This is a genomic window from Nocardioides daeguensis (assembly GCF_019192965.1).
Taxonomy (GTDB): Bacteria; Actinomycetota; Actinomycetes; order Propionibacteriales; family Nocardioidaceae; genus Nocardioides; species Nocardioides daeguensis.
In genome coordinates this window covers 20,511-43,524 of sequence record NZ_JAHTKU010000003.1, presented here as the reverse complement: position 1 = coordinate 43,524, position 23,014 = coordinate 20,511, and the positions used below count along the sequence as shown (strand labels likewise).

Sequence of the window (23,014 nt, the reverse complement as noted above, 5' to 3'; positions counted from 1 at the left end):
TGGTCAGCGCCCGGTGCGCGGGAAGCGGTAGCGGTACACGCGCACCGCGAGTACGGCGCCGAGCGCGACGCCGAGGATGCCGCCGACGGCGGGACCGGCGTCACCGGGCAGCGTGGCGCCGAGCGCCATGCCCGAGGTCCCCACGACCAGCACGATGCTGCCGACGGCGAGGTTGAAGAACATCTCTCGGAAGTAGGCGCGCGAGAAGCTCTCCGGCGGCCGGACCGTCGGGACACTCGGGGCACTCGGGACACTCGGGGCAGCCGCCTCGTGGGCCGGGCGGTCGAGGGGGATCGCCTTGACCACCGCGGACACCGGCAGCGGTCCGTAGACGTGCGGGAAGGTCTCGGTCGCCCCCGGGGCGGGCGGCTCGTCGAGGACCGGTACGTCGAGCAGCGCCGGGTCGATCTGCAGCAGCACCATCGGCGCGGTGACGTCGCTGTAGAACCGGTCGCGCACACCGGTCCACTGGTCTGCCCGGCTGGCATGGATGAAGCCCACCTCGGCGAGGCTCCGGCCGCGCGTGGAGATCGTGTAGCTGCCCGCGCGCTGCGCCGCCTGCCAGTCGCTGAGCAGGGCGAGGTGGAAGATCGGCGACATCGCGGCGGGCGTCGTCAAAACAGCCGGTCCTCGGCGTTGTCGAGCCCGCGCAGGGCGTCGTAGTCGACGACGGCGCAGGTGATGCCGCGGTCCTCGGCGAGGACTCGTGCCTGGGGCTTGATCTCCTGCGCGGCGAAGATGCCGCGCACCGCGCCCTTGCCCGTCAGCAGCGGGTCGCGGTTGAGCAGCTCGAGGTAGCGGGTGAGCTGCTCGACGCCGTCGATCTCGCCGCGGCGCTTGATCTCGACAGCGACCGACAGGCCCTCGCCGTCGCGGCACATGAGGTCGACCGGACCGATCGCGGTCGGGAACTCGCGGCGGACCAGGGTCAGCCCCGTGGCGAGGGTGGCCGGGTGCTCGGCGAGCAGCTCCTGGAGGTGCTTCTCGACACCGTCCTTCTGCAGGCCGGGGTCGATCCCGAGGTCGTGCAGCGTGTCGTGGTGGATCTCCTCGATGAGGATCCGCAGGGTGTCGGGCGTCTGCCCCTTGGCGGCCCTCGCCGTGACCGTCCACTCGACCCGGCCGTCCTCGGCCTCGCCCTCGCGGACCGTGCACGGGGGCGACATCCAGTTCAGCGGCTTGTAGGAGCCGCCATCGGAGTGCACCAGCACCGATCCGTCGGCCTTGATCATGAGGACCCGGGTCGCCATCGGGAGGTGGGCGGTCAATCGGCCTGCGTAGTCCACCTGGCAACGCGCAACGACGAGTCTCACGGGCGACGAATCTACAGTCTGTTGCGTGGAGATCGACGAACAGCCGTGGTGGCGCTCCGAGGAGACCGACGAACAGGGGCGTACGACGACCTGGCTGCTCGCCGTCCGGGTGCAGCCGGGTGCGTCCCGGACGGGTGCGGCCGGGGCGACGGGCGTCGCCGGCACGGAGCTGAAGGTGCGCCTGGCCTCGCCGCCCGTGGACGGACGGGCCAACGACGAGCTGGTGCGTTGGCTGGCCAAGGCGCTCGGCGTCCCCCGCTCGGCGGTGACGCTGGTGCGCGGGCAGACCTCGCGTTCCAAGCTGGTCCGGATCGACGTGACGTCGCGCCGGGTGTGACGTCTGTCTCTGTCCAGATGGTTACCGACGGGTAGTCAGTGGCCCGGGCGGGTGCCACACTGCGAGCCATGACTTCGAGCGAGCAGATCTTCAACACGCTGGTGCTGCCGTACCTCAACCACGCGGTGCGCACCTACGAGTCCGGCTACGCCTCGGTGACTGACATCGACGCCGCCATGCGGTTCGGCTGTGGCTACCCGAAGGGCCCGCTGAGCGTCGTCGACGAGATCGGCGCCGCCCAGGTCCGCGACCTGCTCGCCGCGCGCTACGCCGAGACCGGCGACCACCTGCACGAGCCGGCGGGCCTGCTCGAGAAGCTCGTCGCCGAGGGACGCACCTTCGCCGACGAGGCCGCCGCCGCGGGCGAGGCCGCCGCGCCGGAGTTCAAGCACGACGTCAACAAGGTCGGTGTCGTCGGCACCGGAACCATGGCCTCGGGCATCGTCCAGGTCTTCGCCCAGGCGGGCTACGAGGTCATCTACGTCGGCCGCAGCCAGGAGAAGCTCGACGGCGTCGTCGGCTACATCACCAAGAACCTCGACCGGGCCATCGCCAAGGGCAAGGGCACCGAGGGTGACAAGGACGCGCTGCTGGGCCGCCTGACCGGCTCCACCGAGCGCGAGGCCCTGGGCGGCGTGGACATCGTCGTCGAGGCCATCGCCGAGGACCTCGACCTCAAGCTCGAGCTCTTCCGCGACCTCGACCGGATCTGCAAGCCGGGCGCCATCCTCGCGACCACCACCTCCTCCCTGCCGATCACCAAGCTGGGCGAGGCCACCGGCCGCCCGCAGGACGTCATCGGCATGCACTTCTTCAACCCTGCGCCGGTCATGAAGCTGGTCGAGATCATCACGACCTCCGCCACCTCCGCCGACGTCGACGAGACCGTCCGGGCGCTGACCGCCAACGTCGGCAAGGTCGGTGTCTCCGCCGGCGACCGTGCGGGCTTCATCGTCAACCTGCTGCTGTTCCCGTACCTCAACGACGCGATCAAGCTCGCGGAGGGCGGCGAGGAGCTCGCGACCATCGACGCCGCGATCAAGGAGACCGCCGGGTTCCCGATGGGGCCCTTCGAGCTGCTCGACGTCGTCGGCAACGACGTGTCGCTGGCCATCCAGAAGGAGCTGCACGGCGAGTTCGACGAGCCGGGCTTCGAGCCGGCCGGCACCCTGGTCGCCAAGGTCGACGCCGGCGAGCTCGGCCGCAAGACCGGCAAGGGCTTCCACGACTACGCCAAGTAACCTTCAGACGTGACGCTTCACCACACGGCTCTCGGGACCACCGGGAGCCGTGTGGTCTTTCTCCACGGTCTCTTCGGCCAGGGCAAGAACTGGACCGGCATCGCCAAGCAGCTGGCCGAGAGGCACCGGGTGCTGCTCGTGGACCTGCCCCACCACGGCCGCTCGCCGTGGTCGGGCCGTTTCGACTTCGTCGAGGCGGCGTCGGACGTCGTGACCACGGTCGCTGACTGGACGGGGGCCGACGACGAGCCGGTGACCCTGGTCGGCCACTCGCTCGGCGGCAAGGTGGCGATGGTGCTCGCCCTGCTCCACCCCGAGCGGGTCGCCCGCCTGTGCGTCGCCGACATCTCGCCGGTGGCCTATGCCGAGAGCCGCGAGTTCCCCGGCTTCATCGCGGCGATGCGCGGCATGGACCTGACCCAGGTGGTCCACCGCTCCGACGCCGACCGCCTGCTGGAGCCGGCCGTTCCGGACGCGACGGTGCGCTCGTTCCTGCTCCAGAACCTCCGCCGAGACCCGGCCGCCCCCGGCGGCTGGAGCTGGCAGGTCAACCTCGACGTGCTCGACCGCGACCTGCGGGTCATCAGCGACTGGCCTGCTGCCGAGCTCGCCGACGTGCCGCCGTACGACGGGCCGGTGCTGTGGCTCGCCGGCGGCCGCTCGACGTACGTGCTGCCGGAGTACGAGCCGGCGATGGACCACTGGTTCCCGCGCAACCGGAAGGTGACGCTCAAGGACACCGGCCACTGGCTGCACTCCGAGCGGCCGGAGCTGTTCCTCGAGGTGCTCCGGCGGTTCCTGGGCGACTGAGCGGCCCTCAGGCGTCGGCCTGCCGGGCGCGGTAGGCCGCGACGGCGTTGCGGTTGCCGCACGTGACCGAGCAGAACCTCTTGGACCGGTTGCGGGACAGGTCGAGGACGACGCCGTCGCAGGTGTCGTCGGCACAGACCGACAGGCGCGACATCTCGTCGGCCCGGATCACGTCGATCATCGCCATCGCCGTCTCGACGACGATCCGCTCCGCGAGCGGCGCCTCGTTGTCGACGGCGTGCAGGTGCCAGTCCTGGCCGTCGTGACGGCGCAGCTGGGGGAGGGCCGAGGCGTCGCGCAGCATCGTGTTGACGATGACCGCTGCCTCGTCGCGGTCGGCGGTGAGCAGGGCGCGCAGCCGGGGTGCGATCGCCAGGACCGCGGCCACCTCGGCCGGGTCGCCGTCGTGACGCCCGGTGTAGCCGTGGTCGGCGAAGAACGCGTCGAGGTCGTCGGGCGTGCGGATCGTCACTGGTTCCAGGCTGCCGTTGACGAGCGCCACGGCTGCCTGCAGGGACAGGGAGGTGTCATGGGCGAAGACCACTTTGACAGGTTACCGCACGACGGCCTACCGTCATGAGTCATGACGACGTTGACTCGTGACATCTCGCGGGACACTGCCCGGACCGGGCTGGCCCTCGCGCTCACCTCCGCGATCACGTTCGCACTCTCCGGCGCCCTCGCCCGGCCGCTGCTCGACAGCGGCTGGACCGCCGGCAGCATCGTGCTCCTGCGGATCACCATCGGCGCCGTCGTCGTCCTGCCCTTCGGCATCGTCGCGCTGCGCGGCCGTTGGGCGCTGCTCCGCAAGGCCGCGCCGACCGTCGTCCTGTACGGCGGCCTGGCGGTCGCCGGCGCCCAGTACTGCTACTTCTCGGCCGTGCGGACCATGGAGGTCGGGCCGGCCCTGCTGATCGAGTACACCGCACCCGCCGCGGTCGTCTTGTGGATGTGGCTCGCCCACGGCCAGCGTCCCGGCCGGCTCACCGTGGCCGGCGCGCTCGTCGCGGCCCTCGGCCTGGTCCTCGTGCTCGACCTCTTCGCCGGCGCCGACGTCGACGTGCGCGGCACCGCCTGGGCGCTGGCCGCGATGGTCGGTGCGGCGGCGTACTTCGTCATCTCCGCCGACGAGCGCAGCGGGATCCCGCCGATCACCCTCGCGGCCGGTGGGCTGGTTGTGGGCGGCGTGCTGCTCGGCCTCCTGGGCCTGCTCGGCCTGATGTCGATGGCCGCCTCGACCGATGCGGTGACCTACGCCGGCCTCGACCTGGCGCCGTGGACCGTGCTGCTGCTCCTCGGCCTGGTGACCGCCGCGCTCGCCTACACCACCGGCATCGCCGCCAGCCGTCGGCTCGGCTCCCGCCTGGCGTCCTTCGTCGCGTTGAGCGAGGTCGTCGCAGCCGTGGTCTGGGCCTGGCTGCTGCTCGACCAGCTGCCTGCACCGGTGCAGTTCCTCGGCGGCGGGCTCATCCTCGTCGGCGTGGTCGGTGTGAAGCTGGGGGAGAGCAGCGTCGTGATGGAGCAGGACGAGCCGGTCCTCGTCTGAGCGCCCCCGCTAACGCAGGTCCTGCTGCTTGACCACGACCTCGCGCATGATGAGCAGGATCGCCGCCGCGACCGGGATCGCGAGCAGCGCCCCGACCACGCCGAGCAGGCCGGCGCCGATCAGCGCGGCGATCACGATGACGGCGCCCGGCAGGTCGACCGACTTGCTCATCACGCGCGGGTAGACGACGTAGTTCTCGACCTGCTGGTAGATGATGTAGAACACCACGCAGGCGATGCCGGACTTGACGTCGGTCGCGAAGGCGATCGCCGAGACGATCACGGCGCCCAGGGTCGCTCCGATCATCGGGATCACGTCGAGCACGGCGACCACGAAGGCCAGCGCGACGGCGTACTCGCTGATCTCGGTCAGCGAGAGGAACACGAGCGACGACAGGCCGGCGCACAGGGCGACCACGAACGCCCCCGAGACGTAGCCGCCGATGTTGGCGATGACCTTGTCGCCGAGCCTCGCCACCCGCTCGCGACGGGACTCGGGGGCGAGCTTGTAGAGGGCGCCCGTGGTGGTCTTGAGCGACGACAGGAAGTACAGCGTGAGCACCAGGATGATGAACAGGTTGAACAGCGCCGAGATGATCTTGAGGCCGACGCCGAGCACTCCGCCGAACAGCCCGGAGAGGAAGTCGCCGTCCTCGATGTAGGCCTTGGCCTTGTCGATGATGTCGTACTCGCGGTTGAGGTCCTGGATCCGCCTGTTGCGCTGGAGCTCGTCCAGCCATCCCGGCGCGTTCTTGGTGATCGCCGTGACCTGGTCGGTGATGACCGGGACGATCGCGACCAGGAACAGGCCGAGCGCCGCGAACGCGACCGCCAGGACGATGGAGACCGCGAACGGTCGGCGGAGGCGACGACGCTCCAGGAACTCGACGGCGGGGTTGAGGCCCGCCGCGAGGAAGAACGCCACCACCACGAGGATCAACACCGAGCCGATGCCGAGCACGGCCTGGAAGATCCAGAACGCGGTCAGCGCGCCGAGGCCGCCCACGAAGCCGTAGTAGAACGGCGAGCGCCGGTCGAACGGCTTGCCGAGGCGGCCGTACGGCGCCGGCTCGCCGTCGACCGCGGCCGCCGGGTCGACTCCGGCGTGCTCGGCCACGCCGTCGGCAAGGGGCTGCTCGGGGGCGCCGCTCAACTCTCGTCCTCGCCGAAGCCGGCGACGAGGTCGGCGAGCGAGGACAGCTGGGCGGTGATGGCGGCCCGGCGCTTGGTGAGCCGGTCGAGCTCGGAGCGGCGAGCGGCGATCTCGCGCTCGAGCTCGGCGTCGCCGCTCGCGGCGATCGCCTCGGCCTGGGTGCGGGCGGAGGCGACGACCTGCTCGGCCTCGCGGCGCGCCCGGCTGAGGAGGCCCTCGGCCTCGGCCTGGGCCGCGGCGCGGTTGGCGGTCGCCTGCTTGCTGGCCTCGGCGGCGCGGGCCTCGGCGGCGTTGGCGCGCTGCTCGGCCTCCTCGACCAGGCGTCGGGTCTCCGCGACCGCGGTGTTGTGGTGCTCGGTCGCCTCGCGGGCGAGACGCTCCTTCTCCATGGCGAGAGCGCGCCGTGCCTCCTGGACCTCGCGGTCGACACCGGCCCTGGCCTGCTCGACCTCGCGCTGCGCCTGGCTGCGCTGCTCGGTCGTCTCCTGCTGCGTGGCGAGCCGGAGCTGGTCGGACTCGCGACGGGCGGCCGCGAGGGTGTCCTCGGCCTCGGTCCTGGCCAGGGCGCGCTCCTGCTCGGCGTCCGCGAGCAGGCGGGTGCGGTTCTCCTCGAGCTCGCGCAGCTGGACGGCGCGCATGTCGTCGGCCTCGCGTGCGGCCTCGGCCCGGATCGCCTTGGCGTCGCGGGTGGCCTGGTCGCGGATCTCGCGGGCATCGGCCTCGGCGGTCTCGCGGATCTCCGCGGCCTCCTCCTCGGCGAGGCGCAGCATCGCGCTCGCGCGGCCACCGAGGCCGGCGTACGACGGGTTGTCGGACTCGGCCAGCTCGGCACGGGCCCGGGCGAGCTCCTGCTCGAGGTCGATGACGCGCTGCTCCGACTCGGCCAGGCTGGCGCCGAGCGTCGCCTTCTCGCTGGACAGCTGGCGGATCTGGGCGTCGACCGCGTCCCGGTCGTAGCCGCCCTTGCGGACGATCGGCAGGCCGCCGGTGGCGCCGGGGGCGTTGAAGCCGACCGGGCGGGCGGGCGTGCCGGCGGGGGCGTTGGCGGGCCGCGTCGAGGGCGCCGGGTGGGCGGCGGGCGCGGCCGCGGCGGGGGTCTCGGCCGTCTTCACCGCCGGGATGACCTGGGTGGGCTGGTCGTCGGTGGCCTTGGTCGTCACGGTCTTGGACTCCTCGGTCGGGGTGGGCTCGTCGTCGAAGATGGACAGACCCTCGTCGCTCATGGAACTGAGCCTCCCTGGCTCTCGCTGCGGTCATGGGGGGTGTTCGCGCACGAACCCGCCCCATGATCCCTGATCGCCCCAGCGATTCCCACCCCGCCTCGCCGGGGCGGACGAGCCTCGCCTCGGTGAGACGCAGGACGGGCCGGTGCGCAGTGCACCGGCCCGTCCGTCGTACGGCTGGATCTGGATCAGCGGGAGGTCAGATCCCGCGGAACAGGTTGATCTTGTCGAGGTGCTGGGCGCGCAGCTCCTCGTTCTTGACGCCGAGGCCCTCCTGCGGCGCGAGGGCGAGCACGCCGACCTTGCCCTGGTGCAGGTTGTGGTGGACGTCGAGCGCGGCCTGGCCGACCTCGTCGAGGGTGTAGACCCGCGACAGGGTGGGGTGGATCTTGCCCTGCGCGATGAGGCGGTTGGCCTCCCACGACTCGCGGTAGTTGGCGAAGTGGCTGGAGATGATCTTCTTGAGGTTCATCCACAGGTAGCGGTTGTCGTACTCGTGCATGTAGCCCGAGGTCGACGCGCAGGTGGTGATGGTGCCGCCCTTGCGGGTGACGAAGACCGAGGCGCCGAACGTCTCGCGACCCGGGTGCTCGAAGACGATGTCGATGTCCTCGCCGCCGGTGAGCTCGCGGATGGCCTTGCCGAGGCGCAGCCACTCCTTCGGGTTCTGCTGGGTGCCGTCCTCGTTCCAGAACTTGAAGTCCATCTCGGAGCGGTTGATGATCTTGTCCGCGCCCATGGCCCGCACGATGCCGGCCTTCTCCTCGTTGGAGACCACGCAGATCGGGTTCGCGCCGCCGTTGAGGGCGTACTGGGTGGCGAAGCCGCCGAGGCCGCCGGAGGCGCCCCAGATCAGGACGTTGTCGCCCTGCTTCATGTTGCCGCCGTTGGCGGAGACGAGCTGGCGGTACGCCGTGCAGTTCACCAGGCCCGGGGACGCGGCCTCCTCCCACGTGAGGTGCTCGGGCTTCGGCATGAGCTGGTTGGCCTTGACCATCGCGACGTCGGCGAGGCCGCCGAAGTTGGTCTCGAAGCCCCAGATGCGCTGGGAGGGGTCCATCATCGTGTCGTTGTGGCCGTCGGGGGCCTCGAGCTCCACCGAGAGGCAGTGCGCGACCACGCGGTCGCCCGGCTTCCACTTGGTGACGCCCGCGCCGACGGCGAGCACGACGCCGGACAGGTCCGAGCCGACGATGTGGTACGGCAGGTCGTGGCGCTTGCCGAGGTCGGACTCGCGGCCGTAGCGCTCGAGGAAGCCGAAGGTGGACACCGGCTCGAAGATCGAGGTCCACACGGTGTTGTAGTTGATCGCGGAGGCCATGACCGCCACGAACGCCTCGCCCGGGCCCAGCTCGGGGAGGGCGACCTCGTCGAGGTGCAGCGACTTGCGGGGGTCCTTCTCCTTCGAGGGGACGCCCTCGAACATGTCGACCTCGTCCTTGTGGACCGTCACGGCCCGGTAGGACTCGGGAAGCTCGAGGTTGGCGAAGTCCTCCGCGGAGGCCTCCGCCTGGATGGCGTCGAGGATGTGCTGCACGGTCGTTATCTCCCTGACCTGAGTGTTGACGGGGGCCCACGGGGGCGGAGCCCCCGTGCGTGTGGCAATACGGCCGCCGCGAAGATACCCGTCGGTAACCTCTGGGTGACGGGTTCGTGACACGCGTCTCACCGAAAGACGCGGCCTGCGGCAGCTGCACCGTCCTGGGCTCGGCGGCGCATCGATGGGCCACGATAGGGCCATGACGTTGCATCCGGGTTCTGCGTCCACGCCGGACCCGACCGGGGTGGTCGATCTCAACGCCGACGTGGGGGAGTCCTTCGGGCGCTGGCAGCTCGGCGACGACGATGCCGTGCTGCCGCACCTCACCAGCGCCAACGTCGCCTGCGGGTTCCACGCGGGCGACCCGCTCACGCTGCGCCGTACCTGCGAGACGGCCGTGTCGCACGGAGTGGTGATCGGCGCGCAGGTGGGCTACCGCGACCTCGCCGGCTTCGGGCGCCGGTACCTCGACGTCCCGACCGACGAGCTCGCGGCCGAGGTGCTCTACCAGCTCGGCGCCCTCGACGCGATCGCCCGGGCCGCGGGCGGCCGGGTCGCCTACCTCAAGCCACACGGTGCGCTCTACCACGCCGTCAGCCGCTACGAGGAGCAGGCGCAGGCGGTGCTCGACGCCGTGCTCGCCTTCGGCGGCCTGCCGGTGCTCGGCCTCGCGGGCTCGCCCTTCCTGGCCGCCGTGCGATCAGCCGGGCTGGAGGCCGTCGCCGAGGGCTTCGTCGACCGCGCCTACCAGCGCGACGGGACCCTGGTGCCGCGCTCGGCGGCCGGCGCCGTGCTGACCGACCCGGTCGTGGTGGCGGCCCAGGCGGTCGAGCTGGCGCGGTCCGGCGAGGTCCGATCGTTGTGCGTCCACGGCGACTCCCCGGGGGCGCCGGGGCTGGTCGCGGCGGTGCGTGCGGCGCTGGCCGAGGCCGGCATCCCCGCCGGCGCCTTCACGAGCGCATGAGGCTGCTGCGGTACGGCGACCGCGGGCTGCTGGTCGAGGTCGCCGACACCGCAGCCGTGGTCGCCGTGGCCGAGCTGGTCCGGAGCCACCCGCTCGCGGCCGAGCTGGTCGCCGACGTCGTCCCGGGCGCGCGGACCGTGCTGCTCGTGGCGCGCCCCGGGGTGCCCGTGGCTCGCCTCTCGGACGTCGCACCTGACGAACGGGCTGTGGCCGGGGCGATGGCGCAGCCCAGGCGTCAGGTGCGAGGCGAGAACCCGACCCGGATCCCCGTCCGGTACGACGGCCCGGACCTGGCGGCGGTGGCGGCCCTGACCGGGCTGAGCGAGCGGGGGGTCGTCGCGGCACACACGGGGACGCCGTGGCGCGTGGCGTTCGGTGGCTTCGCGCCCGGCTTCGCCTACCTGGTCGGCGGTGACCCGCGGCTGCGGGTGCCGCGGCGCGACGAGCCGCGGACCCGTGTCCCGTCCGGCTCGGTCGGCCTGGCAGGGGAGTTCAGCGGGGTCTACCCGCGCCCCTCGCCGGGCGGGTGGCAGCTGATCGGGCACACCGACCTGCCGTTGTGGGACCTCGACCGGGACCCGCCGGCGCTGTTGGGCGCCGGTGCGACCGTGGTCTTCGTGGAGGTCCGATGACCCGGCTCCTCGTGCACGCGGTCGGCGGGCCCTGTCTGGTGCAGGACGCCGGACGGCCCGCGCACGCCGCGATCGGCGTCGGCGTGAGCGGCGCGGCCGACCGCGCGTCGTACGCGCTGGCGAACCGGCTGCTCGGCAACGCCCCCGGCGCCGCGGTCCTCGAGGTCGCCCTCGGCGGGCTGGAGGTGGAGGCGACCGGCCTGGCCTGGGCCTGCGTGACCGGTGCCCCCGCTCCGTTGGCCGTCGACGGCCGGCCCGAGCCCACGGGCGCGGTGCTGGCGCTGCGCCCCGGCCAGCGGTTGTGTCTGGGGGTGCCGGCGAGCGGCCTGCGCAGCTACCTCGCCGTCCGCGGCGGGGTCGACCTCCCGCCCCTGCTGGGCTCCCGCGCCCGCGACACGCTGGCCGGCCTCGGTCCGGAACCGGTGCGCGCCGGCGACAGCCTCGCGGTCGGGCGCGAGGTCGCGGGGGAGATGCTCGTCGACGCCGTCCCCCCGGCGACGTACGACGAGCGCCCGGTGCTGCGCGTCGTGCGCGGGCCGCGCGCCGACTGGGTGGCCGACGCCGACCGGCTGGTGGCCCAGGCCTGGCGGGTCGGCGCCGCCAGTGACCGGGTGGGCCTGCGGCTCGAGGGCGCGCCGTTCACCGCGGCGCCGGGGAAGGGCGAGCTGGCGAGCGAGGGGGCGCTGCGCGGTGCCATCCAGGTCCCCCCGGGCGGCGGGCCGGTTGTGTTCGGTCCGGACCACCCGGTGACGGGCGGCTATCCGGTGGTCGGCGTGGTCATCGATGCCGACACCGACCGGCTGGCCCAGCTGCGTCCGGGCGAGGAGCTCCGGTTCCGCTGGGTCTGAGGCGGGATCAGCGGCCGTCGACCGCGGGCTCTGGGTTTCGAGACGGTTCGCACACCCCGTCGCTGGCGCTCCGGTGTGTGCGAACCTCCTCAACCTCCCGCCTGGTCGCTCAGTGCGCTGCCGCGCCCTGGGCGGGCTCTAGGTTTCGAGACGGTTCGCACACCCCGTCGCTGGTGCTCCGGTGTGTGCGAACCTCCTCAACCTCCCGCCTGGTCGCTCAGTGCGCTGCTGCGCCCTGCGCGGGCTCGACGAGCTCGACGAGGACGCCGCCGGCGTCCTTGGGGTGCACGAAGTTGATCCGGCTGTTCGCCGTACCGCGGCGGGCCTCGGGGTAGAGCAGGCGCAGGCCGCGCTCGCGCAGGATCGCGGAGACCTGGTCCAGGTCGGTGACCCGGTAGGCGAGCTGCTGCAGGCCGGGGCCGCTGCGGTCGATGAACTTCGCGATGGTCGACTCGGCGTTCAGCGGGGCGAGCAGCTGGATCTTCGAGTCGGTGTCGCCGACGGCGACCATCGCCTCGCGCACGCCCTGCTCCTCGTTGGTCTCCTCGTGCGCGACGTGCATGCCGAAGTTGTCGCGGTAGAACGCGATCGCCTCGTCGAGGTCGGGGACCGCGATGCCGACGTGGTCGATCGCGGTGAACAGGTGGGTGGGGACGCCTTCAGTGATGCTCATGCGCGTCATTGTGCCGGTGCCGCCCTCCTCCGAGGGTGTGACGAGTGCCTCACGGCCCGCACGATGGACCCCTCGCCCGCGTCGACTACCCACGAGTACGCTCGAAGGAGTTCCGACCACACGTCTGCACGGAGGAAACATGTCCGACAACCCCAGCGTCATCGTCGCCGGCGCCCGTACGCCGATCGGTCGCCACCTCGGCGCCCTCAAGACCCTGTCGGCCGCGGACCTCGCCGGTGTCGCGATCAAGGGCGCGCTGGAGAAGGCCGGTGTCTCCGGCGACCAGGTCGACTACCTGATCGTGGGCCAGGTGCTGCAGGCCGGCGCCGGCCAGAACCCCGCCCGCACCGCGGGCCTCGCTGCCGGCCTCCCGGCCAGCGTCCCCTCGATCACCGTCAACAAGGTCTGCCTGTCGGGCATCAACGCGATCGCCCAGGCCGACCAGATGATCCGTGCGGGCGAGGCCGACATCGTCGTCGCCGGCGGCACGGAGTCGATGACCCAGGCCCCCCACCTGCTCCCCAAGAGCCGCGAGGGCTTCAAGTACGGCGACACCACCCTGGTCGACTCGCTGGCCTACGACGCGCTCTTCGACCAGGCCACCCAGCAGGGCATGGGCAACCTGACCGAGTCGACCAACTCGTGCCGCACCACGCCGCTGACCCGCGAGGAGCAGGACGCCGTCGCCGCCCGCTCGCACCAGCTCGCCGCTGCCGCGCAGAAGAACGGCATCTTCGACGACGAGATCGTCCCGGTCACCATCCCGCAGCGCAAGGGCGACCCGATCGTGGTCAGCCAGGACGAGGGCGTGCGCGGCGAGACCACCGTCGAGTCGCTCGCGGGCCTGCGTCCGGCGTTCGCCAAGGACGGCACCATCACCGCCGCCTCCTCCTCGCAGATCTCCGACGGCGCGGCCGCGGTCGTCGTGACCAGCAAGAAGAAGGCCGAGGAGCTCGGCCTGCCGATCCTCGCCGAGATCGTCAGCCACGGCCAGGTCGCCGGCCCGGACTCGACCCTGCAGTTGCAGCCGGCCAACGCCACCAAGAAGGCGCTCGACAAGGCCGGCCTCTCCGCCGCCGACCTCGACCTGGTCGAGTTCAACGAGGCGTTCGCCGCGGTCGGCATCGAGTCGGCCCGTGCCCTCGGCATCGACGAGGACAAGCTCAACGTCAACGGTGGCGCCATCGCCATCGGTCACCCGCTGGGCGCCTCCGGTGCGCGCATCACGCTGCACCTGGCCCTCGAGCTCAAGCGCCGTGGTGGCGGCCTGGGTGCCGCTGCCCTCTGCGGCGGTGGCGGCCAGGGCGACGCCCTGGTCATCCGGGTCCCCTCCGCCTGAGCGGACCGCGTTGCCTGAAGGAATCATCCAGGGCGGCCGTCGCGGGATCACCGCGGCGGCCGTTCCTGGCTTGGTGGACAAGGCCCGCGAGGGTGACCCCCGGTCCGTCGGCCGGCTGGTCTCGCTCGTCGAGGACGAGTCGCCGTTGCTGCCGGAGTTGATGCGGGCGCTGGCGCCGTACGCCGGGCATGCCCACGTCATCGGCCTCACCGGCTCCCCGGGCGTCGGCAAGTCGACGTCCACCAACGCGCTGATCGGCGAGCTGCGCCGCCGCGGCCGCCGGGTCGCCGTGCTCGCGGTCGACCCGTCCTCGCCGTTCTCCGGGGGCGCCCTGCTGGGCGACCGGATCCGGATGGGCGACCACGTTCTCGACCCCGGCGTCTTCATCCGCTCGATGGCCGCGCGCGGCCACCTCGGCGGGCTGGCCTGGACCACGCCGCAGGCACTGAGGGTGCTCGACGGCGCCGGCTTCGACGTCGTCCTCGTCGAGACGGTGGGCGTCGGCCAGAGCGAGGTCGAGGTCGCCGGCCAGGCCGACACCACCATCGTGCTGCTCGCACCCGGCATGGGCGACGGGATCCAGGCAGCGAAGGCCGGCATCCTCGAGATCGGCGACCTCTACGTCGTCAACAAGTCCGACCGCGACGGTGCCGACAAGGTACGCCGCGACCTGCGCTCGATGCTCGGCCTCGCCGAGCGCCGCGACGGCGCGTGGCGACCGCCGGTCCTCAAGACCACCGCGTCGACCGGTGACGGCGTCGTCGACGTCGTCGACGCCATCGAGGAGCATGGGGCCTGGCTGCGGCACAGCGGCGAGCTCCAGCGCCGTCGGGTGCGCCGCGCCCGCGACGAGATAGAGACCCTGGCCCTGACCACGCTGCGGCGGCGCTGGGGCGGCGTCGGCGAGGGCGACCGGCTCGACGAGCTGGCGGCCGCGGTCGTCGCCGGCGAGGTCGACCCGCACACGGCGGCAGCGGAGCTCGTCAGCTGAACTTCGGGCCGAGCGGCAGGAAGGGCGGCCCGGGCAGGTCGATCCGCGGCGCCGACGCCGCGTCGACGAGGGTGACCGGCGTGGCCTCCTGGGCGGGTTCGAGGCCCTCGGGGTCGCGCAGGTGCACGGTGAAGGTCTCGTTCGGCTCGAGCACCGCGTCGGCGCTGACCGGGATCCGCACCTCCACCTTCACGCTGCCCGCCGGCACCGCGACGCGGGCGCGGAAGGCGGGCAGGTCGGAGCCGACGCTCGCCGTACCGGACCCGGCCTCGACGACCACGGCGGTGTCGCGCCCGGCCGGCTGGTCGAGCTCGAGGCTCACGACCGCGTCGGTGCCCTCGACGGCGTCCTTCGCGACCACCCGGACACGCGGCGTCGGGAACCCGGGGCGGCCCCGTTCGTCGAGCGCGGTGAAGCAGAAGCCGCGGCGCTTCGCGACCCGGATGACGCGGTCCACGGCGCCGACCGAGATCGGGGACCGGTTGACGCCGTCGTGCTGCAGCACGATGTTGCGGCCCGGTCGCAGGCCGGCGAGGATCCGGGCCGCGATCTGCTGGGAGCTGCCGTCCTTCCAGTCCAGCGAGTCGTCGGTCCACAGCACCGGGACGTAGCCGGCGTCGCGGATCGCGCGCCGCGCGGGCTTCGCCAGGGCGCCGTACGGCGGGCGCATCAGGCCGGTCGGATGCAGGCCGGCGCGCTCCATCGCGCGCCGGGTGGCCCGCAACGAGCTCCGGACGTCGGGGTAGGACTGCTTGCTCATGTCGCGGTGTGCCCAGCTGTGGTTGGCCACCAGGAACCCGGCCCGCTCGACCTCGAGCGCCACGCGTGGGTAGGCCTGGACGCGCTGGCCCACCATGAAGAAGGTCGCGGGGACCTTGTTCCTGCGCAGCACCTGCACCAGCCGGTGCGTCGTACGCCGGGACGGGCCGTCGTCGAAGGTCAGCGCCACCTGCCCCTTGCAGCCCTTGTCGCGGTGGAGCGTGGGCAGCTCCGTCATCGCCGGCGCCGGCGCCGGGGACGCGGTCGCCACGCCCAGCAGGGTGACCAGGACGGCCACGAGACGGCGGACGAAGGCGGGAGCGGGACGATGCACGGGCACATCATGAACGGTGTTCACGTCTCCGACCGGCATTTCGCGCGTTTCTGGGCGCGTGAGCAACCTCGCGTCCCGAGGCAGCCGCGGTGCGGCCGGCCGGTGGCTGCAAGGATGACGGGGTGAAGGACGTCGTCATCCTCGGCTCGACCGGCTCCATCGGCACCCAGGCGCTCGACCTGGTGCGTGCCAACCCCGGCCGCTTCCGCGTCGTCGGGCTGACCGCCGGCGGCAGCAACCCGGACCTGTTCGCGCAGCAGGTGGCCGAGTTCGCGCCCCGGTTCCACGGGCTCGGCGAGCAGGCGAGCGTCGAGGCCGCCCAGCAGGAGTGCGACGTCGTCCTCAACGGCATCACCGGCGCCGTGGGCCTGCTGCCGACCCTGGCCGCGCTCGAGGCCGGGACGACGCTGGCGCTGGCCAACAAGGAGTCGCTCGTGATGGGCGGTCCGCTCGTGCTGGAGAAGGCGGAGCCGGGCCAGATCGTGCCGGTCGACTCCGAGCACAGCGCGCTGGCGCAGTGCCTGCGCAGCGGCGCCCCCGACGAGGTACGACGGCTGGTGCTCACCGCCAGCGGCGGCCCGTTCCGCGGGAGGTCCCGCGCCGAGCTCGCCGACGTCACCCCCGAGCAGGCGGGCAACCACCCGACCTGGGACATGGGCCCGGTCATCACCATCAACTCCGCGACCCTGGTCAACAAGGGCCTCGAGGTGATCGAGGCGCACCTGCTGTTCGGCATCCCGTACGACCGGATCGAGGTCGTGGTGCACCCGACGAGCGTCGTGCACTCGATGGTCGAGTTCGTCGACGGCTCCACGCTCGTGCAGGCCAGCCCGCCGACCATGCTGATCCCGATCGCGCTCGGCCTCGCCTGGCCCGAGCGGGTCCCGGACGCAGCGCCCGCCGTGGACTGGACGAAGGGCGAGACCTGGGAGTTCTTCCCGCTCGACGACGAGGCGTTCCCGGCCGTGGCGCTGGCCCGGCAGGCGGGGGAGCAGGGCGGCACCGCGCCCGCCGTCTACAACGCCGCCAACGAGGTGGCCGTCGACGCCTTCCGGACCGGGGGGCTGTCGTTCACCGGCATCGTCGACGTGGTGGCGAGCGTGCTAGCCGCCCACGACGTACCCTCGAAGGGACAGCTCTCCCTCGACGACGTCCTCGGTGCGGACGCGTGGGCCCGGGAGGCTGCCCGCACCGCCATCGCCCGGGCCACGGCCCCCTGATCGAGGACAGCACGGACTCTCCATGACCGCTCTGCTCTACCTGCTCGGCGTCGTCGTCTTCGCGGCGGCGATCCTGGCGTCCATCGGGCTCCACGAGCTCGGGCACATGATCCCGGCGAAGAAGTTCGGCGGCAAGGTCACCCAGTACTTCATCGGCTTCGGCCCGACGGTGTGGAGCAAGCAGGTCGGCGAGACCGAGTACGGCGTCAAGGCGATCCCGCTCGGCGGCTACGTCAAGATCGTCGGGATGCTTCCGCCCGGCGCGGTCGAGCTCGCCGACCAGGTCGAGACCGACACTGACGGCAACCAGGTGGTGCGGGTCCGCAAGTCCAACACCGGCATGTTCACCCAGCTGATCTCGGACGCCCGGGCAGCCGAGTGGGAGACGATCCGACCCGAGGACGCCGACCGGCTCTTCTACACCTTCCCGTGGTGGAAGAAGGTCATCGTCATGGGCGGCGGCCCGACGGTGAACCTCGTGATCGCGTTCCTGCTCTTCGCCGGGGTGTTCGCGACCTACGGCAACCCGGGCGACCCGACCATCGAGACCACCATCGACGAGGTCAACGCCTGCGTGCTCCCCGCCGAGGAGTCGGGCCGGGTGTGCACACCGGAGGAGCTGGCGCAGAGCCCGACCCCGGCCCACGCTGCCGGCATCCAGGCCGGGGACCGGTTCGTGTCCTTCAACGGAACCGAGGTCACCGACTGGGCGCAGGTACAGGAGCTGGTCAAGGCCAACGGCACCCGGCAGGCGGAGGTCGTCGTCGAGCGCGAGGGCCAGGAGCTCACGTTCCACACCCAGACGGTCGTCAAGCCGCCGCTGAGGGCCGGCGACAAGGTCGACGAGAGCGTCGGCTTCCTCGGCGTCGTCCCGCGCTCGCACCCGACGACCGGTGGGGTGATCTACACCGTCGACCAGATGGGCACGATGACCGTTGAGGTCGTGAAGTCGATGGCCACCTTGCCGGCCAAGGTCTGGGGCGTCGCGAAGGCGATCGTCGGGGCCGAGGAGCGCGACCCGACGGGTCCGGTCAGCATCGTCGGCGGCGGCCGCCTGGCCGGCGAGACCGCCTCCCACGACGAGATCCCGCTGCAGGCCAAGCTCGTGTCCCTGCTGCTGCTCGTCGCCGGGTTCAACTTCTTCATCGGCATGTTCAACTTCGTGCCCCTGCTGCCGCTCGATGGCGGCCACATCGCCGGAGCGCTCTGGGAGGCCGTGCGCCGCGGCTGGGCGCGGCTGCGCCGCCGTCCCGACCCCGGGTACGTCGACGTCGCCAAGCTCCTCCCCGTCGCGTACGTCGTCGGGCTGGCGATCCTCGTGATGGGCATCGTGCTCATCGTCGGCGACCTCGTCGTGCCGCTGCACCTCGAGTCCTGACCGTGCGAGCAGCTCCCGCTCGTGCCTCGGGAGGGCTGCTCGATGACCGAAAGCGACAGCGCGGAAAGTAGTCTTGACACCATGACGTCGATCAGCCTGGGCATGCCGGAAGCGCCCCCGCCGGTGCTCGCTCCCCGCCGCCGGACCCGCCAGATCCGGGTCGGCAAGGTCGGGGTCGGCAGCGACCACCCGATCTCGGTGCAGTCGATGACGACGACGCTGACCTCCGACGTCAACACCACGCTCCAGCAGATCGCCGAGCTCACCGCCGCGGGCTGCGACATCGTCCGCGTGGCGTGCCCGAGCCAGGACGACGCCGACGCGCTGCCCGAGATCGCCAAGCACAGCCAGATCCCGGTCATCGCCGACATCCACTTCCAGCCGAAGTACGTCTTCGCGGCGATCGAGGCCGGCTGCGCCGCCGTGCGGGTGAACCCGGGCAACATCAAGAAGTTCGACGACCAGGTCAAGGAGATCGCCCGGGCGGCGCAGGACCACGGCACGTCGATCCGGATCGGCGTCAACGCGGGCTCGCTCGACAAGCGGCTGCTCGAGAAGTACGGCAAGGCCACCCCGGAGGCGCTCGTCGAGTCGGCCGTGTGGGAGGCGAGCCTGTTCGAGGAGCACGGCTTCCGCGACTTCAAGATCTCGGTCAAGCACAACGACCCGGTGGTGATGGTCCGCGCCTACGAGCTGCTCGCCGAGCAGGGCGACTGGCCCCTGCACCTCGGTGTGACCGAGGCCGGCCCGGCGTTCCAGGGCACCATCAAGTCGGCCACCGCCTTCGGGGCGCTCCTCTCGCGCGGCATCGGCGACACCATCCGGGTCTCGCTCTCGGCCCCGCCGGTCGAGGAGGTCAAGGTCGGCATCCAGATCCTGCAGTCGCTCAACCTGCGCCCGCGCAAGCTCGAGATCGTCTCCTGCCCGTCCTGCGGCCGCGCCCAGGTCGACGTCTACACCCTCGCCGAGCGGGTCACCGCCGGCCTCGACGGCCTCGAGGTCCCGCTCCGCGTGGCCGTCATGGGCTGCGTCGTCAACGGTCCGGGCGAGGCCCGCGAGGCCGACCTCGGCGTCGCGTCCGGCAACGGCAAGGGCCAGATCTTCGTCAAGGGCGAGGTCATCAAGACCGTCCCCGAGGCCGAGATCGTCGAGACGCTGATCGAGGAGGCGATGAAGATCGCCGAGTCGATGGAGCCGGTCGAGGGCGCGGAGCCCACGGTCTCGGTCTCCTGAGGACCGGCGGCCCGGGAAGGCCCTAGGGTGGTCGCGTGTTGACCACCCGGCACGGCGTGCGCGTCCTCGCGCAGGCCGATCTCCCCGCGTTCTTGGCCCTGGCGGGTCGTGACCCGGTCGTCAACGTGTTCGCGATCCACCGCGCCCACACGACCAACCTGGAGCCGCGCTGGCTCGGCGGGGAGATGTGGGGCCGGTTCGAGGGCGGCCGTCTCGTCGCCGCCTGCCATGTCGCGGCCAACCTGGTGCCCGTCCAGGCCACGCCCGAGGATGCCGAGGCGTTTGCCGGCCGCGCCCTGGCGCGGCGTCGCACCGCCTCCACGATCGTCGGTCCGCAGGAGGCCGTCCGCGCGTTCTGGGGCCACGTCGCTCCGGAGTGGGGCCAGCCGCGAGACGTGCGCTGGGACCAGCGGCACCTCGCGATCGACACCGAGCCGCTGGTCACGCCGGATCCCGGCGTGCGTCCGGGCGCACCCGGGGACATCGCGACCCTCTACCCGGCCTGCGTGGCCATGTACACCGAGGAGGTCGGGGTCTCGCCCGAGCTCGGTGGGGGAGGAGACCTCTACCGGGCCCGGGTCGCGCAGCTCGTGAGCCGTGCCTGGTCCTTCGTCCGCTACGACGGCGACGAGCTCGTGTTCAAGGCCGAGGTGGCGTGTGCGACCCCCGACGCGGCGCAGATCCAGGGGGTGTGGGTGCCGCCCCACCGGCGCGGCGAGGGGATCGCGACCGCCGGCATGGCGGCCGTCGTGCGCCAGGTGCGAGCGCGGATCGCGCCCACCGTCTCGCTCTACGTCAACGACTGGAACCACGCCGCCCGGACGGCGTACGAGCGGGTCGGGTTCACCGAGACGGCGCGCTTCGCCACCGTCATGTTCTGACCGTCGCGCTCAGGGCGTCGCCAGGCGCGGCAGCCCGTTCCACAGCAGCCGCGCGGCGACGTCGGTGACCTCGTCCAGCGTGGCCACCGGGTGCTCCTGCCACCAGCGGGCGACCCCGTCGACGCCGGTGATGAGGAGCTCGACGACCACCTCGGCGGCGGTCGAGCCGTGGGGGAGGCCGGACCGGGCGAGGTCGGAGCCCAGCATGGTCGCGACCGCCTGGGTGCGGGCGGTGCGGAAGGTCCGCAGCGCCCGGTCCAGCTCGGGGTCACCGGTGGGGATCGGGTCGACGAGGATCCGCCGGGCGGAGGGGCGCTGCCGGGCGAAGGACAGGTACGCCGCCACGGTGGCCCGCATCCGGTCGCGGCCCGCCCCGGCGCCGGTGATGCCCGCGCCGACCTCGGCGAGCATCGCGGCGTTCTGCGTGTCGAGGACGTGCAGGTAGAGGTCGCGCTTGGAGCGGAAGTGGTCGTAGAGCACGGTCCGGCTCACGCCCGCGGCCCGGGCGATGTCGCCGACCGACGCGGCGTCGTACCCGCGGGCGGCGAAGACCTCGACCGCCGCGGCCTCGATCCGCTCGCGGCGGGCCGGGGCGCTGAGCCGGCGGCGGACCGCCTCGCTGGTGCTCACGCCGCCTCCTCGTTGTCCGACGCCGTCACCGACGGGAGTGTCGGTAGTCCCGCAGCATCCCTTGACCGCACGTGGTCTGGCTCACGATACTGCGGACAACCAACCACCGACACAGGTGTCGGTTGGAGATCATGGGGTGATCGCCGATGGCGCAGCTGGACCGTCGTACCTTGCTCACGTCCGCGGGCGCCGTCGGCGCCGGCGCGGTCCTCGCCGGCACCGGCCTCGCGCCCGCGTTCGCCGCCACCCCCGGCAGGCGGGTGGTCGTCCTGGGCGGCGGCATGGCGGGACTGACCGCCGCGCACGAGCTGGTCGAGCGGGGCTTCGAGGTCACCGTGTTCGAGCCCTCGGCCTGGGGCGGCAAGGCGCGCAGCATCCCGGTCGCCGGCACCGGCGGCGGCGGCCGCGCCGACCTCCCCGGCGAGCACGGCTTCCGCTTCTTCCCGGGCTTCTACCACCACGTCCCGGAGACGATGCGCCGGATCCCGTTCGGCAACGGCACGGTCGGCGACAACCTGGTCGCCGCGACGGGCGGCAAGTTCCTGCGCTCCGGCGACCACGCCGACGCCTTCGTGTTCGGCATCGGCCCCGACCCGCAGCAGGTCCTCACCGTCGACGGGCTGCGCCGGTTCCTGTGCGACACGCTCGGCGGCCACGCCGTACCCCCGCACGAGCTGACCTACTTCGTCGAGCGGCTCCTCGTCTTCCTCACGAGCTGTGACGAGCGCCGTCTCGGGCAGTGGGAGAAGGTCAGCTGGTGGGACTTCGTGGGCGCGCAGACGCGGTCGAAGCCCTACCAGCAGATCCTCGCCGCCGGCCTGACCCGCAACCTGGTCGCGGCCAAGGAGACCATCGCCAGCACCCGCACGATCGGCAACATGGGCGAGGCGTTCGTCTACAACCTGATGGGCCGCGGCAACGACGGCGCCCTCGACCGGGTGCTGGACCTGCCGACCAACGAGGCATGGATCGACCCCTGGTTGACCTACCTGCGCGGACGTGGGGTCCGTTTCGTCGCCGGCCAGGGCCTGGTCCGCTACGAGACAGCCGGTGGCCGGGTCACGGCCGCGGTCCTCGCCGACGCCGCCGGCACGACGAGCCGCGTCGAGGCCGACTGGTTCGTCAGCGCGATGCCGGTCGAGCGGGTGGTGCCGACGCTGACGCCCGACGTCCTGGCGCTCGACCCCGGCCTGCAGCGGCTGTCGTCGCTGAAGACCGACTGGATGGTCGGCATCCAGTTCTTCCTGCGCGCCCCGGTCGAGATCACCCGGGGGCACATCACCTTCATCGACTCGCCGTGGGCTCTGACCGCGCTCACTCAGGGCCAGTTCTGGGCGGACCGCACCATCACCCGTGACTACGGCGACGGCGACGTGGTCGACATCCTCTCGGTCGACATCTCCAACTGGGACGCACCCGGCATCCTCCACGGCAAGCCCGCCAAGGAGTGCACCCGGCAGGAGATCGCCGAGGAGGTGCTCGCGCAGATCCGCGAGCACCACACCGTGGGCGACCTGCTGCCCGAGGGCATCATCCACTCCTGGTTCCTCGACCCCGGCGTGCAGTGGAACGCCGCCGCCGGCCGCAACACCAACCAGACCCCGCTGCTGGTCAACACGGTCGACTCCTGGTCCAGCCGGCCGACGGCCCGCACCCGGATCCCGAACCTCGTGATGAGCGGCGACTTCGTGCAGACCGACATCGACCTCGCGACGATGGAGGGCGCCAACGAGTCCGCGCGGCACGCTGTCAACGCGCTGCTCGACGAGTCCGGCTCGACGGCGGCCCGGGCGAGGACCTTCCGGCTCTATGACCCGCCCGAGTTCACCCTGCTCAAGCAGACCGACAAGCTGCTCTACAGGCTCGGCCGCCGCAACCTGCTCGACCTCGGCTGATCAGGACCGGGCGGACCGTGCGGCCCGGGCCGACCGGGGTGGCCGGCACCCGCGCCTGAGCGCCGTCCTGGCCTC

General features: G+C 72.3%; 23 protein-coding genes. 14 read left to right on the top strand and 9 right to left on the bottom strand.

The annotated features are described in order from the left end of the window. Window positions 1-3: 3 nt before the first annotated feature. Both KU893_RS01935 and nucS read right to left on the bottom strand, forming a co-directional pair. Complete coding sequence (locus tag KU893_RS01935; RefSeq protein ID WP_218232632.1) at window positions 4-618, bottom strand: DUF952 domain-containing protein; 615 nt, start codon at window positions 616-618, stop codon at window positions 4-6. Then, window positions 615-1,313, bottom strand: a complete 699-nt coding sequence (gene nucS / locus KU893_RS01930) for an endonuclease NucS (protein ID WP_218232631.1) — start codon at window positions 1,311-1,313, stop codon at window positions 615-617. Before nucS ends, KU893_RS01935 begins: the two co-directional genes overlap by 4 nt. 25 nt (window positions 1,314-1,338) lie before the next feature. Between nucS and KU893_RS01925 the strand changes: the two genes are divergently transcribed. The 3 genes from KU893_RS01925 (at window position 1,339) to KU893_RS01915 (ending at window position 3,701) form a co-directional block, all read left to right on the top strand. Continuing rightward, a complete protein-coding gene (locus tag KU893_RS01925; RefSeq protein ID WP_218232630.1) occupies window positions 1,339-1,650 on the top strand; it encodes a DUF167 domain-containing protein in 312 nt (103 codons plus the stop codon). Window positions 1,651-1,718: 68 nt separating this feature from the next. Further along, a complete protein-coding gene (locus KU893_RS01920) occupies window positions 1,719-2,891 on the top strand; it encodes a 3-hydroxyacyl-CoA dehydrogenase family protein (protein WP_218232629.1) in 1,173 nt (390 codons plus the stop codon). A gap of 9 nt (window positions 2,892-2,900) precedes the next feature. Then, window positions 2,901-3,701, top strand: coding sequence for an alpha/beta fold hydrolase (locus KU893_RS01915; protein WP_218232628.1), 801 nt, complete (start codon window positions 2,901-2,903; stop codon window positions 3,699-3,701). 7 nt (window positions 3,702-3,708) lie between these two features. Here the strand turns inward: KU893_RS01915 and KU893_RS01910 are convergent, their stop codons facing one another. Then, window positions 3,709-4,245 (bottom strand): CGNR zinc finger domain-containing protein, encoded by a 537-nt coding sequence (locus KU893_RS01910; protein WP_218232627.1) that lies wholly within the window; start codon window positions 4,243-4,245, stop codon window positions 3,709-3,711. Between the two features lie 39 nt (window positions 4,246-4,284). Here KU893_RS01910 and KU893_RS01905 point away from each other — a divergent pair, with 39 nt between their 5' ends. Continuing rightward, complete coding sequence (locus KU893_RS01905; protein WP_218232626.1) at window positions 4,285-5,247, top strand: EamA family transporter; 963 nt, start codon at window positions 4,285-4,287, stop codon at window positions 5,245-5,247. A gap of 9 nt (window positions 5,248-5,256) precedes the next feature. On the opposite strand, the gene KU893_RS01900 is transcribed toward KU893_RS01905, so the two are convergent. The 3 genes from KU893_RS01900 to ccrA all read right to left on the bottom strand — a co-directional run bounded on the left by KU893_RS01900 (window position 5,257) and on the right by ccrA (window position 9,159). Next, window positions 5,257-6,399 (bottom strand): AI-2E family transporter, encoded by a 1,143-nt coding sequence (locus tag KU893_RS01900; RefSeq protein ID WP_218232625.1) that lies wholly within the window; start codon window positions 6,397-6,399, stop codon window positions 5,257-5,259. Further along, on the bottom strand, window positions 6,396-7,622 hold the full coding sequence (locus KU893_RS01895; protein WP_218232624.1) for a coiled-coil domain-containing protein: 1,227 nt from the start codon (window positions 7,620-7,622) through the stop codon (window positions 6,396-6,398). The genes KU893_RS01900 and KU893_RS01895 overlap by 4 nt, the downstream gene beginning before the upstream one ends. A gap of 199 nt (window positions 7,623-7,821) precedes the next feature. Further along, window positions 7,822-9,159 carry a crotonyl-CoA carboxylase/reductase gene (gene ccrA, locus KU893_RS01890; RefSeq protein ID WP_218232623.1) on the bottom strand — a complete coding sequence of 446 codons (1,338 nt, stop codon included), beginning with the start codon at window positions 9,157-9,159 and terminating at the stop codon, window positions 7,822-7,824. A 202-nt stretch (window positions 9,160-9,361) separates the two neighbouring features. Between ccrA and KU893_RS01885 the strand changes: the two genes are divergently transcribed. From KU893_RS01885 to KU893_RS01875, 3 genes are read left to right on the top strand one after another with little or no spacing between them, the layout of a single operon-like run. Continuing rightward, window positions 9,362-10,126 carry a LamB/YcsF family protein gene (locus tag KU893_RS01885; protein WP_218232622.1) on the top strand — a complete coding sequence of 255 codons (765 nt, stop codon included), beginning with the start codon at window positions 9,362-9,364 and terminating at the stop codon, window positions 10,124-10,126. After that, complete coding sequence (locus KU893_RS01880) at window positions 10,123-10,758, top strand: 5-oxoprolinase subunit B family protein (protein WP_218232621.1); 636 nt, start codon at window positions 10,123-10,125, stop codon at window positions 10,756-10,758. The genes KU893_RS01885 and KU893_RS01880 overlap by 4 nt, the downstream gene beginning before the upstream one ends. Further along, window positions 10,755-11,606, top strand: coding sequence for a 5-oxoprolinase subunit C family protein (locus KU893_RS01875; protein ID WP_218232620.1), 852 nt, complete (start codon window positions 10,755-10,757; stop codon window positions 11,604-11,606). The genes KU893_RS01880 and KU893_RS01875 overlap by 4 nt, the downstream gene beginning before the upstream one ends. Window positions 11,607-11,823: 217 nt before the next feature. On the opposite strand, the gene mce is transcribed toward KU893_RS01875, so the two are convergent. Next, entirely contained in the window at window positions 11,824-12,279 is a 456-nt protein-coding gene (mce, locus tag KU893_RS01870; RefSeq protein WP_246591615.1) for a methylmalonyl-CoA epimerase, read from the bottom strand. Between the two features lie 139 nt (window positions 12,280-12,418). Here mce and KU893_RS01865 point away from each other — a divergent pair, with 139 nt between their 5' ends. Together KU893_RS01865 and meaB are read left to right on the top strand one after the other, a co-directional pair. Next, the gene (locus tag KU893_RS01865; protein ID WP_218232618.1) at window positions 12,419-13,618 is read left to right on the top strand and encodes an acetyl-CoA C-acetyltransferase; all 1,200 of its coding nucleotides are present in this window, start codon (window positions 12,419-12,421) and stop codon (window positions 13,616-13,618) included. Window positions 13,619-13,628: 10 nt separating this feature from the next. Next, the gene (gene meaB, locus KU893_RS01860; RefSeq protein WP_246591613.1) at window positions 13,629-14,609 is read left to right on the top strand and encodes a methylmalonyl Co-A mutase-associated GTPase MeaB; all 981 of its coding nucleotides are present in this window, start codon (window positions 13,629-13,631) and stop codon (window positions 14,607-14,609) included. On the opposite strand, the gene KU893_RS01855 is transcribed toward meaB, so the two are convergent. Beyond that, on the bottom strand, window positions 14,602-15,702 hold the full coding sequence (locus tag KU893_RS01855) for a polysaccharide deacetylase family protein (protein ID WP_218232617.1): 1,101 nt from the start codon (window positions 15,700-15,702) through the stop codon (window positions 14,602-14,604). The two genes, meaB and KU893_RS01855, sit on opposite strands and share 8 nt — an antisense overlap. Window positions 15,703-15,824: 122 nt before the next feature. On the opposite strand from KU893_RS01855, the gene dxr reads away from it, so the two are divergent. From dxr to KU893_RS01835, 4 genes are all read left to right on the top strand, one after another. Then, a complete protein-coding gene (gene dxr / locus KU893_RS01850) occupies window positions 15,825-16,922 on the top strand; it encodes a 1-deoxy-D-xylulose-5-phosphate reductoisomerase (RefSeq protein WP_218232616.1) in 1,098 nt (365 codons plus the stop codon). A 22-nt stretch (window positions 16,923-16,944) separates the two neighbouring features. Continuing rightward, on the top strand, window positions 16,945-18,300 hold the full coding sequence (locus tag KU893_RS01845) for a M50 family metallopeptidase (RefSeq protein WP_281426574.1): 1,356 nt from the start codon (window positions 16,945-16,947) through the stop codon (window positions 18,298-18,300). An 81-nt stretch (window positions 18,301-18,381) separates the two neighbouring features. Beyond that, on the top strand, window positions 18,382-19,533 hold the full coding sequence (gene ispG / locus KU893_RS01840; protein WP_218232615.1) for a flavodoxin-dependent (E)-4-hydroxy-3-methylbut-2-enyl-diphosphate synthase: 1,152 nt from the start codon (window positions 18,382-18,384) through the stop codon (window positions 19,531-19,533). Between the two features lie 35 nt (window positions 19,534-19,568). After that, window positions 19,569-20,414 (top strand): GNAT family N-acetyltransferase, encoded by an 846-nt coding sequence (locus KU893_RS01835; protein ID WP_218232614.1) that lies wholly within the window; start codon window positions 19,569-19,571, stop codon window positions 20,412-20,414. A 9-nt stretch (window positions 20,415-20,423) separates the two neighbouring features. Here the strand turns inward: KU893_RS01835 and KU893_RS01830 are convergent, their stop codons facing one another. Beyond that, window positions 20,424-21,044, bottom strand: a complete 621-nt coding sequence (locus KU893_RS01830) for a TetR/AcrR family transcriptional regulator (protein ID WP_218232613.1) — start codon at window positions 21,042-21,044, stop codon at window positions 20,424-20,426. Window positions 21,045-21,190: 146 nt separating this feature from the next. Between KU893_RS01830 and KU893_RS01825 the strand changes: the two genes are divergently transcribed. After that, complete coding sequence (locus tag KU893_RS01825; RefSeq protein ID WP_218232612.1) at window positions 21,191-22,939, top strand: hydroxysqualene dehydroxylase; 1,749 nt, start codon at window positions 21,191-21,193, stop codon at window positions 22,937-22,939. The last annotated feature ends 75 nt before the right edge of the window (window positions 22,940-23,014 follow it).

Coding starts and splice junctions, on each gene's coding strand:
- KU893_RS01875 (WP_218232620.1), top strand. CDS start 10,755: ATGACCCGGCTCCTCGTGCACGCGGTCGGCGGGCCCTGTCTGGTGCAG.
- mce (WP_246591615.1), bottom strand. CDS start 12,279: ATGAGCATCACTGAAGGCGTCCCCACCCACCTGTTCACCGCGATCGAC.
- KU893_RS01885 (WP_218232622.1), top strand. CDS start 9,362: ATGACGTTGCATCCGGGTTCTGCGTCCACGCCGGACCCGACCGGGGTG.
- KU893_RS01825 (WP_218232612.1), top strand. CDS start 21,191: ATGGCGCAGCTGGACCGTCGTACCTTGCTCACGTCCGCGGGCGCCGTC.
- KU893_RS01845 (WP_281426574.1), top strand. CDS start 16,945: ATGACCGCTCTGCTCTACCTGCTCGGCGTCGTCGTCTTCGCGGCGGCG.
- KU893_RS01895 (WP_218232624.1), bottom strand. CDS start 7,622: ATGAGCGACGAGGGTCTGTCCATCTTCGACGACGAGCCCACCCCGACC.
- KU893_RS01865 (WP_218232618.1), top strand. CDS start 12,419: ATGTCCGACAACCCCAGCGTCATCGTCGCCGGCGCCCGTACGCCGATC.
- KU893_RS01880 (WP_218232621.1), top strand. CDS start 10,123: ATGAGGCTGCTGCGGTACGGCGACCGCGGGCTGCTGGTCGAGGTCGCC.
- KU893_RS01905 (WP_218232626.1), top strand. CDS start 4,285: ATGACGACGTTGACTCGTGACATCTCGCGGGACACTGCCCGGACCGGG.
- ispG (WP_218232615.1), top strand. CDS start 18,382: ATGACGTCGATCAGCCTGGGCATGCCGGAAGCGCCCCCGCCGGTGCTC.
- KU893_RS01920 (WP_218232629.1), top strand. CDS start 1,719: ATGACTTCGAGCGAGCAGATCTTCAACACGCTGGTGCTGCCGTACCTC.